Below are 14151 nucleotides of genomic sequence, written 5' to 3'. Positions count from 1 at the left end.
GCGGCGGCATCGCGCTGTTACAGCTTGTGCAGCCTCTCGGGGTCAGGAGCCTTCACAGGATCCCATCCGCGGCGCACAGGCCGCGCGCCGCGCTGCGCATCGCGCGACCGGTAGACGATGTAGGGGCGGAAGAGATATCCGACGGGTGCCGAGAACACGTGCACGAGGCGCGTGAAGGGCCACAGCGCGAAGAGTGCGAAGGCCGTGAGGACGTGCACCTGGAACAGCAGCGGCACGTTCTGCATGAGCTCGGGCTGCGGCTGGAACAGCAGGATGCTGCGGATCCACGGCGAGATGGTCTCGCGGTAGTGGAAGCCGCCGCCGAAGAGCTGGTAGACGACGGTCGCGAGCGTACCAAACAGCAGCGTCGCGCCGAGGAAGACGTACATGACCTTGTCCATGGGCGTGGTCGCGAGGAACACCGGGCCGACCGTCCGGCGGCGGTAGATGAGGATCGCGAGCCCGGCGAGGGTGAGGACGGCCGCGGCGGTGCCCAGACCCGTCGCCCCGAAGTGATAGATCTCCTCGGAGACGCCGATGGCGTAGAGCCACTCGCGGGGGACCAGGAGCCCGACGACGTGACCGGCGAGCACCATCAGGATGCCGAGGTGGAACATCGGCGACCCCCACCGCAGCAGCCTGTTCTCATACGTCTGGCTCGATCGGGTGGTCCACCCGAACTTGTCGTACCGGTAGCGCCAGATGTGGCCGACGATGAAGACGGCGATGGTCGCATAGGGGATCGCGACCCACAGGATGACGTCGAGCGTGTTCATGGCGTGTCTCCCTGCTGCGAGACGGGTCGGAAGGGCGGCAGCGCCCCCAGGAAGCTGAGCCCCACCGTCTCGGTGGGAGGACCCTCGGCGACCAGGTCGAGGAAGCGCTCGCGCGTGCGGGCATCGATTGCCGGCAGCGAGAGGGTGATGGTGCGCACGATCGCCGCCCAGGGGCTATGCATCGACTCGAGCGCGGCTCGCAGCACCTCGATGCCCTCGCGGTGCGAGGCGATCAGCGCGGCGGCGATGGGCGAGTCGCTGACGGCGGAGAACTCCAGCACGGCGGGCAGGTAGTCGGGAAGCTCCGGTGCCTCGAACTCCCACCCCGCCGCACGGTAGGCGTCCAGGAACGTCACCAGCGCCGTCCCGCGCTTGCGGGTGTCGCCGGTGGCGTAGTAGCTCAGGTAGAGGCTGCACTTGCGTTTGAGGTCGAACGTCAGCACGTACTGCCGCTGCCAGTGCGTGGCTCCCGCCGCCACGGCCGCGTCGACGAAACCCGTCACCGGCTCTGCGATCTCGGGAGGAAGGCCCGCCAGCCCTTCGCGCACGGCGTCCAGCCGGTCGAACCACGCCTGGTCGGGGTAGTCCAGAAGCAGCGAGGCGATCATGTGCGCCCGCGCGCGCTGGGCCGCGTCGAGCCGCAGGGGGCGGATCTCATCCGGCAGCGATCGACGCGGCGTCACGCGGGGGAGTGTGGAGCTCATCGCTCCTCCTCGCTCGATCGCCGCCCCTTGCTCGTCGTGCGGATCCCCCCGTCCGGGGCGGGTGGGAACATGCCGTCCGGCGTGCCGTTGCCGTCCCAGTTCAGCAGGTTCACCCGCCCGGGGCTCGACGGACGGTCGGCGGTCTGGCGGTCGGCGAGCACGTGGAAGTTCTCCACCGCCACCGGCACGCTCGGGCCGCTGGACAGGCCGAAGGGTCCGGCACCGCCCATTCCCGGGCCGCCCTCGTAGTCGAGCGAGCATGCCATCTCCTCCAGCGCGTGCGCCTGCTCGGTGTGGGCGCTCGGGATGACGTAGCGGTCCTCGTACTTCGCGATGGCGAGCAGCCGGTACATCGCCTCCACTTCCTCACCCGTCATCCCGACGGCGCGGGCGATGCGCTCGTCGCGCTCGTCGTCGAGGTTCACTCCGCGCATGTAGGAGCGCATCGCCGCGAGGCGGCGGAGGGCGTGGTCGACAGGCCCGGTCTCGCCGGCGCTGAAGAGCTCGGCCAGGTAGCCGATGGGGATCCGCAGCTTGTCGATCGCCGCGAAGAGGGTCCGGGCATCCTCCCCGTCGTTGCCCGACTCGCTCACGACGTCGACGACGGGAGAGAGCGGCGGGATGTACCAGACCATCGGCATGGTGCGGTACTCGGGGTGCAGCGGCAGGGCGACCTCGTACTCCTGGATGAGGCGCCAGATGGGGCTTCGCTGGGCGGCCGAGATCCAGTCCTCCGGGATGCCGTCGCGCCGCGCCTGCTCGATGACGGCGGGGTCGCGGGGGTCGAGGAGGACGCTGCGCTGGGCCGCCAGGAGCGCCCGCTCGTCCTCCACGCTCGCGGCCTCGGCGACGCGGTCGGCGTCATAGAGCACGAGGCCGAGGTAGCGGAGCCGGCCGACGCAGGTCTCGGAGCACACCGTGGGAAGGCCGACCTCGATGCGCGGGTAGCACATCGTGCACTTCTCGGCCTTGCCGGTCTTGTGGTTGAAGTAGACCTTCTTGTACGGGCACCCCGACACGCACATGCGCCAGCCGCGGCACTGATCCTGGTCGACCAGCACGATGCCGTCCTCGGCGCGCTTGTACATCGCGCCCGAGGGGCACGAGGCCACGCACGACGGGTTCAGGCAGTGCTCGCAGATGCGCGGGAGGTAGAACATGAACGCCTGCGAGAACTCGGCCTCCACCTTCTCGCTCATCTTCTTGAGGATCGGGTCGTCCTGCATCGTCTCCATCGACCCGCCGAGATCGTCATCCCAGTTCGCCGACCAGGAGATCTTCATGTCCTCGCCCGTGAGCAGGCTCTTGGGGCGGGCGACCGGCACCTGTGCGGTGCGCGGCGCGTTGAGGAGCATGTCGTAGTCGTAGGTCCACGGCTCGTAGTAGTCGTGGATCTCGGGGAGCGTCGGGTTGGAGAAGATGCGCGCGAGCTTGGCGAGCCGGCCGCCGCTGCGCAGCTTCAGCCGGCCGCGCTTGGTGCGCACCCAGCCGCCGCCCCACTTCTCCTGGTCCTCGTAGCTGCGGGGGTAGCCGACGCCTGGCCGCGTCTCGACGTTGTTGAACCACACGTACTCCACGCCGGTGCGGTTCGTCCACGCCTGCTTGCAGGTGACCGAGCAGGTGTGGCATCCGATGCACTTGTCGAGGTTCATCACCATCGACATCTGCGCCATGACCTTCATCAGTACTCGACCTCCTGGCTGCGGCGGCGGATCACGGTGATCTCGTCGCGCTGGTTCCCCGTCGGCCCGAGGTAGTTGAACGCCCAGGCCAGCTGTGCATATCCGCCGATGAGATGGCTCGGCTTGAGCAGGATCCGCGTGAGGGAGTTGTGGATGCCGCCCCGCAGGCCGCTCGTCTCGGCGATCGGCACATCCACCGTCCGGTCCTTCGCGTGGTACATGTACACCGTGCCCTCGGGCATGCGGTGGGAGACGATCGCGCGGGCCACGACGACGCCGTTGCGGTTGTACGACTCGATCCAGTCGTTGTCGCGCACCTGCACCTTCGCGGCATCCTGCGGGCTCATCCAGATCGTCGGGCCTCCGCGGGAGAGCGAGAGCATGAACAGGTTGTCCTGATATTCGGAGTGGATCGACCACTTCGAGTGCGGCGTGAGGTAGCGCACCGCGACCTCGGTCTGACCGGAGCCGCCGCTGCCCGCGACGCGACTGGTCGCACCGACCTTCGGCGAGTCGAACAGCCGATGCATGTCCAGCGGCGGCCGGAAGGTCGGCAGGTTCTCGCCGAGCTCCTCCATCCAGTCGTGGTCGAGGTAGAAGTGCTGCCGGCCGGTGAGGGTGTGCCAGGGCTTCAGGTGCTCGACGTTGATGGCGAACGCGGTGTAGCGGCGGCCACCGTGCTCCGAGCCCGACCACTCCGGCGAGGTGATGACGGCGCGGGGCTGCACCTGCACGTCGGCGAACGTGATGTGCTTGCCCTCCTCCTCCTCGGCGAGGTAGGCCATGCGCTGCCCGGTGCGCTTCTCCAGCTCGCGGAAGCCCTGCACCGCGAGGCGCCCGTTGCTCGTGCCCGAGAAGGCCAGGATCATCTCGCACACCCGCTTGTCGGAGTCGAGCCGGATGCGCCCGGCCATCGGGCCCGACGGGAAGACGCCGTTCAGATGAGCGAGGGTCTGCAGCTCGTCGTCGGGGTGATAGGTGATCCCCTTCGTGGTCATCCCGAGCTTCTCGGTGAGCGGGCCGAGGGTCCGCCAGCGGCTCGCGAGTGCGGGGTAGTCGCGTTCAACCACGATGAGCTTGCTCATCGTGACGCCCGGCGTGAGCGGTGGGTCTTGCGGAACCGCGCCGTGCGCGTAGGCCATGACGTCCGCAGTGTCGTGCTGCAGGGGCGAGGCGACGACATCCCGTCGCACGCCGAGATGCCCTTCGCACAGCGCGCTGAAGCGTTCGGCGAGCTCGCCGAACAGGTCGTAGTCGGTCTTGGTCTGCCAGGGCGGCGTGATCGCCGGGTTGAACGAGTGCAGGAAGGGGTGCATGTCGGTGGACGACAGGTCGTACTTCTCGTACCAGGTCGCCGCAGGGAAGACGAGATCGCTGAAGAGCGTCGTCGACGTCATGCGGAAATCCGCCGTCATGAGGAGGTCGAGCTTTCCCTGGGGCGCGTCGTCCCGCCACACCATGTCGCGGGGCCGGGCGCCCGGCTCGGTCTCGCTCGCGCGGATCGCCGAATCGGCTCCGAGGAGGTGCTTGAGGAAGTACTCGTTTCCCTTGCCCGAGGACCCGAGGACGTTCGCCCGCCAGATCGTCACGATGCGCGGGAAGTTCTCCGGCGCGTCGGGGTCTTCGCACGCGTACCTGAGCGACCCGTCGGTGAGGGAGTCGACGATGTGCTGCGCGGGCTCCTTGCCTGCCGCCTCCGCCTCGTCGCACAGGTCGAGCGGATTGCGCGAGAACGTCGGGTAGCTCGGCATCCATCCGCGCTTGACCGACTCGACCAGGCAGTCCGCCGTCGTGCGGTCGGAGAACGTCCCGCGTGCCAGGGGCGAGGCCAGCTTGTCGGCGGGGAGTCCGTCGTAGCGCCACTGGTCGGTGGCGAGGTACCAGAACGCCGTGCCGATCGCCTGCCGGGGCGGGCGGTTCCAGTCGCCGGCGGTCGCGTACTGCGAGTAGCCGGTGATGGGCCGCACCTTCTCCTGGCCGACGTAGTGCGCCCAGCCTCCGCCGTTGACGCCCTGGCAGCCGGTCATCGTCGTCAGCGCCAGGAACGTCCGGTAGATCGTGTCGGAGTGGAACCAGTGGTTGGTCCCCGCGCCCATGAGGATCATCGACCGTCCTCCGGAGCGGTCGGCGTTGTCGGCGAACTCGCGACCGATCCGGGTGGCCTGCGCGGCCGGGACGGCGGTGATCTCCTCCTGCCAGGCCGGCGTCCCGGGGGTCGAGGGGTCGTCGTAGCCCGACGGCCACTGGCCGGGCAGTCCCGCGCGGCCGACGCCGTACTGGGCGAGAAGCAGGTCGAACACCGTCGTGACGGTGCGCCCCGCGACCTGGCGGGTGGGGACGCCCCGCACGACGATCCCCGAGCCGCCCGCGTGCTCGTCGCCGGGCTCGGGGTCGAGGTCGAAGCGCGCCAGCGCGACCTCCGCCGCTTCGCCCGCCCAGTCCGGCAGATCCGCGATGGACAGCGGCGGCACGACATCGCCGAGGTCGAGATTCCACCTGCCCTCGTCCTCGGGCGTGAAGCGGTGACCGAGCGACCCGTTCGGCACGACGGGGGCGCCGGCCTGGTCGAGCAGCACCGTCTTGAAATCCGCGCGGGGGGCCTCGGCATCCAGCCCATCCAGATCCGCCGCCGTGAGGAACTTGCCGGCCACGAGGCGGTCGCCGTTGCGCTCCAGCGTGACGAGGTACGGCGCGTCGGTGTACCGGCGCATGTAGTCCTCGAAGCGCGGCGTCCGCTTCTGGACGAAGTGCTCGGTGAGGATGACGTGGCCCATCGCGAGGGCGAGCGCGGCGTCGGTGCCGGGGTGCGGCGCGACCCACTCGTCGGCGAACTTCGTGTTGTCGGTGTAGTCGGGCGAGACCGTCACGACCTTCTGGCCGCGGTAGCGCGCCTCGGCCATGAAATGCGCGTCGGGCGTGCGGGTGACCGGGACGTTCGAGCCCCACATGATGAGGTAGCCGGCGTTCCACCAGTCCGCCGACTCGGGGACGTCGGTCTGGTCGCCGAACACCTGCGGACTTGCGACGGGCAGATCGGCATACCAGTCGTAGAACGACAGGATCGTGCCGCCGAGGAGGTTGAGGAACCGCGCCCCCGCGCCGTGCGACACCATCGACATGGCCGGGATCGGCGAGAATCCCGCGACGCGGTCAGGACCGTACTTCTTGACCGTGTAGACGTGTGCCGCCGCGGCGATCTCGAGCGCCTCGTCCCACGTCGTCCGCACGAGTCCGCCCTTGCCGCGGGCGGACTTGTAGGCACGGGATGCCTCGGCATCCTCGACGACGGCGGCCCAGGCGTCGACGGGGTCGGGGTGGGTCGCCCGCGCCGCGCGGTAGAGCTCTGCGAGCGTGTCGCGGATGTAGGGGTAGCGCACGCGCGTGGGGGAGTAGGTGTACCAGCTGAAGGCGGCTCCGCGCGGACAGCCGCGCGGCTCGTACTCGGGGGAGTCGGGGCCGACCGAGGGGTAATCCGTCTGCTGCGTCTCCCACGTGATGATGCCGTCCTTGACGTACACCTTCCACGAGCACGAACCCGTGCAGTTCACGCCGTGCGTCGACCGGACGACCTTGTCGTGCGACCAGCGGTCGCGGTAGAAGACGTCGCCCTGGCGGCCGCCCTCGAGGAACAGCGAGCGCAGGTCTTCGCTGGTCTTGCCGCGGCGCAGGAAGCGTCCCAGGGTGAGCAGACCGTCGGCGAGGGGGCCGTCGGTCGCCGGGTGGATCGAGTGGGCATCAGGGGTCATCGAGTCCTCCAGCGCGGCGGTAGGGCCTCAGTCTTCGCTTCGTCGCGATCGGCCGCCGGGTCCTTGACCGTATTTAATCGGCCCGCCCGCGCCGGGGCAACGGGGCCCGTCCCCGTCCGCGAATTTCCACGGTCGTCCATCGTGCCGCGTTCGTCTCCGGCGCTATCTTGATCTCGACATCGGGATCTCGGGATTCCGATCTCGACGAATGGAGGCGCGATGTCGCAGAGCGTCGCAACCGAGAAGGCGGTCGAACAGGCCCCGGCGCTCCGCGGCGGTCTCGCACAGGTGATCCTGGCGACCATCGCGTCCACGGCGGGGTTCTGGGCGTGGATGTCGATCGCGCCGTTGCAGAACATCTACGCCGAGGAATTGGGGCTCGATCAGGGGCAGGTCTCGCTCATGCTCGCGACGCCGGTGCTCGTCGGGGCGCTCGGTCGCATCGTGGTCGGAGCGCTGACCGATCGCTTCGGAGGCCGCCGCATGTTCACGGGCGTGCTGCTGGCGGCCGTGCCGGCCGTGCTGCTCGTCGCCCTGGCGGGCGTCCTCGGCAGCTACTGGCTGCTCATCGGCGCGGGCTTCCTCCTCGGCGTCGCGGGCACGATCTTCGCGGTCGGCATCCCGTTCTCGAGCGCCTGGTTCCCGCCGGCGCGACGGGGTTTCGCCACCGGGGTCTTCGGTATGGGGATGATCGGCACGGCCGTGTCGGCGTTCGTGACGCCCCGGCTCGCGAAGGGGATCGGGTACCTGCCGACGTACCTCGTGATCGCAGGAGTCCTCGTCGCCGTCGCGATCGTGGTGTGGCTGTTCCTCCGCGAGTCGCCCGCGTGGAAGCCGAGCCGCGAACCGCTCGTGCCGAAGGTCAAGGGCGCGCTGAAACTCGCCATCACGTGGCAGATGTCGTTCCTCTACGCGATCGTGTTCGGCGGGTTCGTGGCCTTCTCGACGTACCTGCCCAAGTACCTCCTGACGATCTATCCCGACGAGGTCGACGCGGTCGGCGCCGGCACCCGCACGGCGCTGTTCGCCGCGGCGGCCGTGGTCGCGCGACCGATCGGCGGCGTCCTCGCCGACCGGTTCGGTCCGAAGATCATCTCGCTCATCTCGCTGGCGGGGATCGTCGCGACCGCCTACGTCGTGGGGCAGCAGCCCCCTGAGGGCGTGCTCACGGGCGTCGTCTTCCTGCTCATGGCCTCGGCCATGGGGCTCGGTATGGGCGCGGTCTTCGCCTGGGTGGGGCCGTCGACCCCGCCCGACAAGGTCGGGGCCGTCACGGGGGTCGTGGCCGCCGCGGGCGGTCTCGGCGGATACTTCCCGCCGCTCGTCATGGGAGCGACCTACAACGCCGAGACGAACTCCTACGCCCTGGGCCTGTGGCTGCTCGTCCTCGTCGGGGCCGGCGCGCTGGTCGTCGCGGGGATGCTGCGCGACGCGCGGCCGGTCAAAGCATCCGATGCGCGGCCGGCCGAGGCATCCGTCTCCTGATCCCGGTCGGGAGCCTCACGCTTGCGGACGAGGGTCACGGGCGGCGGTCGTCAGTCGGCGACAGCGGCCCCCGGCGCGGCGACCTTCAGGGCGACATGACAACGGTGCGGCGTCACGAGCGGCAGCACCCGGTCGAGCTCCAGGGGGCCGCCCGCCTGCTGCAGGACGCCGCGGATGAGCTCAGCGTGCACGTGGCAGAGCATGGCCATGCGGTCGTCGACGAGGTCGTGGAAGGCGCACGGGGCGAGGTCGACCGTGAGCGCCTCCTCGTCGATGCGGGGCTCGAGGCCGACGTCGTCGAGGTGCTCGTAGAGCACGTCGAGCTGGTGCGCCACCGTCTCATCGGCGGCGGTCGTCTGCAGCACGACGCCCCGCAGGAGGTCGCCGTGGCGCTTGGCGTCTTCGATGCGGCGCTCTGCGACGGGGTTCGGCGTCTGCGGACCGGCCGGATCGAAGACGTCGCGGGGACGCCCGCGGGTGCCCCGATGCTCCGGGCGGCGCACGACGAACCCTTCGGCCTCGAGCACCCGCAGGTGGTCGCGGAGGGTGTTCTCGTGCAGGCCCGTCGCGGCGGCGAGGTCGGCGAGCGACTGACCGGGCTTCACCAGCAGCTCGTGCATGACGCGCAGGCGGCTGGGCTGCGACAGTCCGCGATAGGCGTCGACCCGGCGAGTCATGCCCCCATTATCCCCGGGTGCCGTCGAGGGGCGGGGGGATCGGTCGCGGCCGCGGCGACCCGACCGGCCGCCACGTCGTCGCGACGCTCCTAAGCTGGTGCGATGAGCGCTCTTCCCGCCGCGGTCATCACCGTCTCGGATCGTTCCGCGCAAGGCCTGCGCGAAGACGCCAGCGGTCCTCTCGTCGTCACGGCCCTCCGCGAGGCGGGTTTCGCCTGCGCCGACCCGGTCGTCGTCGCCGACGGAGCCGACAGCGTCGAGACCGCGCTGCGCGACGCCCTCGGCCGAGGAGCGCGTCTGGTCGTGACGACCGGAGGAACAGGTCTCTCGCCGCGCGACCAGACGCCGGAGGGCACCGCCCGCGTGATCGACCGCGTGATCCCGGGGGTGGGGGAGGAGCTCCGCCGCCGCGGCGCGCTCGCCTCGCCGCGCGCCCTGCTCACCCGCGGGCTCGCGGGCGTCGTCGACCCCGAAGGAGCATTCGTCGTGAACCTGCCCGGCTCGACCGGGGGAGTCGCCGACGGCATGCCGTTGGTGGTCGCACTCGCCGGCCACGTGCTCGATCAGCTGTCCGGCGGAGACCACGCATGAGCGGCGTCCGGCTGGCAGCGGTCAGTGATCGCCCCCTCGACCTCGACGTGCACCTCGCCGCCGTCGACGACCCGACCTGCGGAGCGGTGACGACGTTCGTCGGCCGCGTGCGGGATCACGATCCGGATGCCTCGACCCCCGTCGTCGCGCTGGAGTACACGGCTCACCCCGACGTCGAGGACACCCTGCACCGGCTCGCGTCCGACGCGATCGGCGACGGCGCCGCCCTCGTCGCGGTCAGTCACCGCGTCGGCCGGCTCGAGGTGGGCGACCTCGCCGTCGTCATCGCCGTCGCGTCGCCGCACCGCGCCGAGGCGTTCGAGGTCTGCCGCGCCCTCATCGAGACGATCAAGACCGACCTCCCTGTCTGGAAGCGCCAGGTGGAGGCCGACGGCACGACGGCATGGAAGGGCCTCGGCGGGTAGCCGAGGCATCCGTCGCCGGAAGACGACCGCGAAGGAGGTCAGCCTCCGGCGAACGGCGGCAGGACGTCGACGAGGTCGTCGGCGCCGAGCGCCGTCTCATCGTCGACCCGCGCTCCGCCGACGAGGACGGCGCAGCGGGGAAGGATGCCGCCGAGTCCGGGGTGGTCGCTCGACACGGCCATGCGCAGCTCGCCGAGCGTGCGCTCGCCGCGATCCTCGGCCTCGAGGCCGGTCGCCTCGGCGGCCGCGGCGAAGTAGCGGACGCGGGCCATCAGGCCTCCCATCCCTGCGCGAGCTCGACGACGGCGGCGACGGCGGACTCGACATCCGCCGGCGTCCCTCCGGCCCGACCCGCCACGAGACCCGCGACGAACGCGCTCAGCGGAGCCGCGGGGCGCGCGACGCCGTTCGCGACGTCGCGGGCGAGGTCGAGGATGAGCGAGATCGGCACGTCGCCGTCGGCGAGGCCGAACCGCTCGCGCATCGCGGCGGCCCAGGCGTCGAGCGCCTCGGGCGGAAGGGTGCGGGATGCCTCGGTCATGACTCCTCCTGAAATCCGGGCTGCCTGCTCGGTCGACGGCGGCGGCGATGCTGCCGCCGCGCGGGCCCTCTCCAGATCCTGCCACGTGTCGACATCCGCGGTCAGGTGATCGGATGCCGCGATCACGGCGATCGCGAGCTCGTCGAGGAGTTCCCGGACGGGGGCGTTGCGCCCACCGTTGCGCATGCCGCGAGCGGCCGCGCGGAGCGCCGCGGTGCGATAGACACCGGTGAGCCATTGCGGGCGGCTCGAGGCATCCGCGAGACACAGTCCCTCGGTGTCGCCCGGGAGCAGCGCGAGATCGGACAGCAGCCGCGCGACGGCGAGATCGGGCCGCGCGAGGTCGCACGCGAGCACGAGCGTCCACTCGGTCTGCGCGAGACCCGGGTGCGTCAGCGCCGCGACGATGCCGGCGACGGGGCCGCCGAAGGGCGGATCCTCACGCACCCACTCCACGTCGAGCGAGGCGTCGAGCACGGGGGCGGCGACCATGACGGGCCGTGCGTGCGCGGCGTGCGCGGCATCCACGGCCCGGCCGAGGAGGGAGCGGCCGCCGACGTCGAGGAGCGGCTTGACGGCGCCGTCAAGCCGCGTCGCGCGACCGCCGGCGAGGAGGACCGCACCGAGCACCGGGTCGGCGGGGGTCATGACGTCGGGTGGGCGGTGCTGTCATCGGGCGACTCGCCGGGGCGGGTCCACGAGCCGGAGCGGCCGCCCTCCTTGGCCGTGATCCGGACGTTCTCGATCGACGTCGCCTTGTCGAGGCCCTTCACCATGTCGACGATCGCGAGGGCCGCGACCGAGACGGCGGTGAGCGCCTCCATCTCGACGCCGGTGCGATCGGCGGTACGCACGGTCGCCTCGATCCGCACGCCGTCGTCGACGACCGCGAGGTCGACCGCGGCCCCGTGCACGCCGATCACATGCGCGAGCGGCAGGAGGTCGGGGGTGCGCTTGGCCGCCTGGATGCCCGCGATCCGGGCCACGGCGAGCACATCGCCCTTCGGGACCATGCCCTCGCGCAGCGCCGCGACGACCTCGGCGGAGCAGCGCACGAACCCGCGCGCCGTCGCGGCGCGGACGGTCGGCTGCTTCGCCGTGACGTCGACCATGCGGGCGTGGCCCGAGTCGTCGAGGTGCGTGAAGCTCATGAGATCAGCATGACATCGACGAGATCGCCCGCCGCGACGGCGTCGACGTCGGCTCCGACGACGGCGTAGGCCTCCGCTCGGGCGAGGCCTCCCGCCAGGTGCGAGCCCGATCCGCCGCCCGTCGCGGGGCGCACCGTCCACCGTCCGGGGTCGGAGCGGTCGATCGCCGCGGGGAGGTACTGGCGCCTGCCGGGCGGCGTGCGCCACGCGGATGCCGCGGGCAGCCGCAGGAGCGGTCGGTGTAGCTGCGAGCGTCCCTGCAGAGCGAGCAGTGCGGGGCGGACGAACACCTCGAACGAGACCGCCGCGCTCACCGGATTGCCGGGCAGCCCGAACAGCAGCACGCCGGCGTCGGTCACCCCGAATCCCTGCGGCTTGCCCGGCTGCATCCGGATCTTGGTGAACTCCATGGATGCCGCGAGCATCATCTTGACCGGCTCGTAGGCGCCGGCGCTGACCCCGCCCGAGAAGACGACGACATCGGCGCCGAGCGCGGTCGCCTCGGCGACGGCGCGGAGCGGTCCGTCGCCGTTGTCGGGCACGCTCGTGCGGAGCACGACCTCGGCGCCGGCCTGCGCGACGAGTCCCGCGAGGAGCTGGCTGTTCGACTCGGGGATCTGCCCGCGCTCGAGCGGCGAGCCGGGCGGCACGAGCTCGGACCCCGTCGAAACGACGGCGACTCGCGGATGCCGCGACACGACGACCTCGAAGACCGCCGCCGCGGCGGCAGCCGCCAGCTGCAGCGCGCCCAGTTCGACCCCGGCGGGGAGCAGCGCGTCGCCGGCGGCGGAGTCCTCCGCGCGACGGCGGATGTGCGCACCGACCGCGCGGGGGGCGCGCTCGACGGCGATCTCGCTGAGAGAGTCGCCCAGTCCGCCGGCGGTGTCTTCGAACGGGACGACCGCGTCGGCGGCCGACGGCACCGGGGACCCCGTCATGATGCGTGCCGCCTCGCCCGGGGCGAGCGCGGGGTCGAGCGACGTTCCGGCGGGCAGGTCGGCGACGACCCTCAGCCGCGCGGGGCGGCCGGGCGCGGCATCCGCGACATCCTCGAAGCGGACCGCGAAGCCGTCCATCCCCGAGTTGTCGAAGACGGGGATGTCGACGAGCGCCCGGAGCGGCGCGCGGAGCGTGCGGCCGAGCGCCGCCGGCACGGGGACGGTTGCGGACTCGACGAGCGGCCGCTCGGCGACGCGCGCGAGGATCAGCGCCTGCTGCTCCTCGACCTCGCGCAGGTCGTCGGGGGTCACGCCGACATCCGTGACGCGCCGGAGGCCTGCCAGGCGTCGATGCCGCCCGCGAGCACTTCGGCGTCGACGCCGGCGGCGCGCAGGGCCTCTGCCGCGCGCCGGGCGCGCATCCCCACCTGGCACACCACGACGACCCTTCCGGCGCCGGCGAGCACGGCCGGATCGGCGAGGAGCTCGTCGAGGGGGAGGTGACGCGAGTCGGGGATCATGCCGGATTCGATCTCCCAGTCCTCGCGGACGTCGACGATGACGGCGCCCGCGAGGGCCGCCGGGCCGACGTGGGGCACGACGGTGCGCGACGAACCCGACACGGACGCCGGGCCCGAAGCGGCCGCCACGGCGTCGGTCGCCGACCGGCGCAGCGGCACTTCGTGCTGCCGTGCGCGCAGGCCGTCGACGACGAGGACCCGGCCGAGAAGGGTCTCGCCGATGCCGGTGACGAGCTTGATCGCCTCGCTCGCGAGGAGCGCGCCGACCTGCATGCACAGCGCGCCGAGCACTCCGACGTCGGCGCACGAGGGCACCTCGCCGACGCTGCCCGAGGGGTAGAGGTCGGAGAGCACGACGGGTGCGACGTCGTGCGGCGGGGTGTTCCAGAAGACGGTGACCTGCGCATCGAACCCCTGCACAGTTCCCCACACGAGCGGCACGCCGAGCTGCTCGCACCCGGATGCCACGGCTTCACGGGTCTCGAACGTGTCGGTGCCGTCGATCACGAGGTGTGCCCCCGCGAGGAGCCGCGCCGCGTTGTCGGGCGTGAGGTGCTCGCGCACCGAGCGGACGACGGTGTCGGGCGCGAGGTCGGCGGCGGCGCGCACGGCGCTGTCGACCTTCGGTGCGCCGACGTCGCCGACGCGGTGGAGGATCTGCCGCTGCAGGTTCGAGAGCTCGACCGAGTCGTCGTCGATGACGATGAGCTCGCCGACCCCCGCCGCGGCGAGCGCGAGCACGACAGGGGAGCCGAGGCCTCCCGCTCCGACGACGGCGATGCGCGCTGCCGCGAGCCGGCGCTGCGAGATCTCGCCGAACCCCGCGAGGCGCGAGTGGCGCGCCGTGCGCACGCGCTCGGTGTCACCGAGAGCGGCGATCGGCTCGACCAGCGGCGGCAGAGGCATACACCCAG

Annotated in this window: 13 protein-coding genes; 3 read left to right on the top strand and 10 right to left on the bottom strand. The window is 71.6% G+C overall.

The window, feature by feature from the left end; translation table 11 throughout:
* Positions 1-17 precede the first annotated feature (17 nt).
* From narI to ACSBPH_RS06305, 4 genes are read right to left on the bottom strand one after another with little or no spacing between them, the layout of a single operon-like run.
* Entirely contained in the window at positions 18-776 is a 759-nt protein-coding gene (gene narI / locus ACSBPH_RS06320; RefSeq protein WP_442576746.1) for a respiratory nitrate reductase subunit gamma, read from the bottom strand.
* Positions 773-1480: a nitrate reductase molybdenum cofactor assembly chaperone gene (narJ, locus tag ACSBPH_RS06315; protein ID WP_442576745.1), complete on the bottom strand. Its 708-nt coding sequence runs from the start codon at positions 1478-1480 to the stop codon at positions 773-775. Before narJ ends, narI begins: the two co-directional genes overlap by 4 nt.
* On the bottom strand, positions 1477-3162 hold the full coding sequence (narH, locus tag ACSBPH_RS06310; RefSeq protein WP_442576744.1) for a nitrate reductase subunit beta: 1686 nt from the start codon (positions 3160-3162) through the stop codon (positions 1477-1479). Before narH ends, narJ begins: the two co-directional genes overlap by 4 nt.
* Positions 3162-6908, bottom strand: coding sequence for a nitrate reductase subunit alpha (locus tag ACSBPH_RS06305; RefSeq protein ID WP_442576743.1), 3747 nt, complete (start codon positions 6906-6908; stop codon positions 3162-3164). The genes narH and ACSBPH_RS06305 overlap by 1 nt, the downstream gene beginning before the upstream one ends.
* Positions 6909-7127: 219 nt before the next feature.
* On the opposite strand from ACSBPH_RS06305, the gene ACSBPH_RS06300 reads away from it, so the two are divergent.
* The gene (locus ACSBPH_RS06300) at positions 7128-8393 is read left to right on the top strand and encodes a nitrate/nitrite transporter (protein WP_442576742.1); all 1266 of its coding nucleotides are present in this window, start codon (positions 7128-7130) and stop codon (positions 8391-8393) included.
* A gap of 50 nt (positions 8394-8443) precedes the next feature.
* Here ACSBPH_RS06300 and ACSBPH_RS06295 read toward each other — a convergent pair whose 3' ends face one another.
* Complete coding sequence (locus ACSBPH_RS06295) at positions 8444-9070, bottom strand: helix-turn-helix domain-containing protein (protein ID WP_442576741.1); 627 nt, start codon at positions 9068-9070, stop codon at positions 8444-8446.
* Positions 9071-9172: 102 nt separating this feature from the next.
* Here ACSBPH_RS06295 and ACSBPH_RS06290 point away from each other — a divergent pair, with 102 nt between their 5' ends.
* Both ACSBPH_RS06290 and ACSBPH_RS06285 read left to right on the top strand, forming a co-directional pair.
* The gene (locus tag ACSBPH_RS06290) at positions 9173-9661 is read left to right on the top strand and encodes a MogA/MoaB family molybdenum cofactor biosynthesis protein (protein ID WP_442576740.1); all 489 of its coding nucleotides are present in this window, start codon (positions 9173-9175) and stop codon (positions 9659-9661) included.
* Complete coding sequence (locus ACSBPH_RS06285) at positions 9658-10086, top strand: molybdenum cofactor biosynthesis protein MoaE (protein ID WP_442576739.1); 429 nt, start codon at positions 9658-9660, stop codon at positions 10084-10086. Before ACSBPH_RS06290 ends, ACSBPH_RS06285 begins: the two co-directional genes overlap by 4 nt.
* Positions 10087-10124: 38 nt before the next feature.
* On the opposite strand, the gene ACSBPH_RS06280 is transcribed toward ACSBPH_RS06285, so the two are convergent.
* Genes ACSBPH_RS06280 through ACSBPH_RS06260 form a run of 5 tightly spaced genes read right to left on the bottom strand, consistent with a single transcriptional unit; the run spans position 10125 to position 14143 of the window.
* A complete protein-coding gene (locus ACSBPH_RS06280; RefSeq protein ID WP_442576738.1) occupies positions 10125-10358 on the bottom strand; it encodes a MoaD/ThiS family protein in 234 nt (77 codons plus the stop codon).
* Positions 10358-11275: an NTP transferase domain-containing protein gene (locus ACSBPH_RS06275; protein ID WP_442576737.1), complete on the bottom strand. Its 918-nt coding sequence runs from the start codon at positions 11273-11275 to the stop codon at positions 10358-10360. Before ACSBPH_RS06275 ends, ACSBPH_RS06280 begins: the two co-directional genes overlap by 1 nt.
* Positions 11272-11778, bottom strand: a complete 507-nt coding sequence (gene moaC / locus ACSBPH_RS06270; protein ID WP_442576736.1) for a cyclic pyranopterin monophosphate synthase MoaC — start codon at positions 11776-11778, stop codon at positions 11272-11274. The genes ACSBPH_RS06275 and moaC overlap by 4 nt, the downstream gene beginning before the upstream one ends.
* Positions 11775-13028, bottom strand: coding sequence for a molybdopterin molybdotransferase MoeA (locus ACSBPH_RS06265; protein ID WP_442576735.1), 1254 nt, complete (start codon positions 13026-13028; stop codon positions 11775-11777). Before ACSBPH_RS06265 ends, moaC begins: the two co-directional genes overlap by 4 nt.
* Positions 13025-14143 (bottom strand): ThiF family adenylyltransferase, encoded by a 1119-nt coding sequence (locus ACSBPH_RS06260; protein WP_442576734.1) that lies wholly within the window; start codon positions 14141-14143, stop codon positions 13025-13027. The genes ACSBPH_RS06265 and ACSBPH_RS06260 overlap by 4 nt, the downstream gene beginning before the upstream one ends.
* Between the last annotated feature and the right edge of the window lie 8 nt (positions 14144-14151).

Source organism: Microbacterium sp. F51-2R (assembly GCF_052180235.1).
Taxonomy (GTDB): domain Bacteria; phylum Actinomycetota; class Actinomycetes; order Actinomycetales; family Microbacteriaceae; genus Microbacterium.
This window is presented reverse-complemented; position numbering and strand designations above follow the sequence as displayed.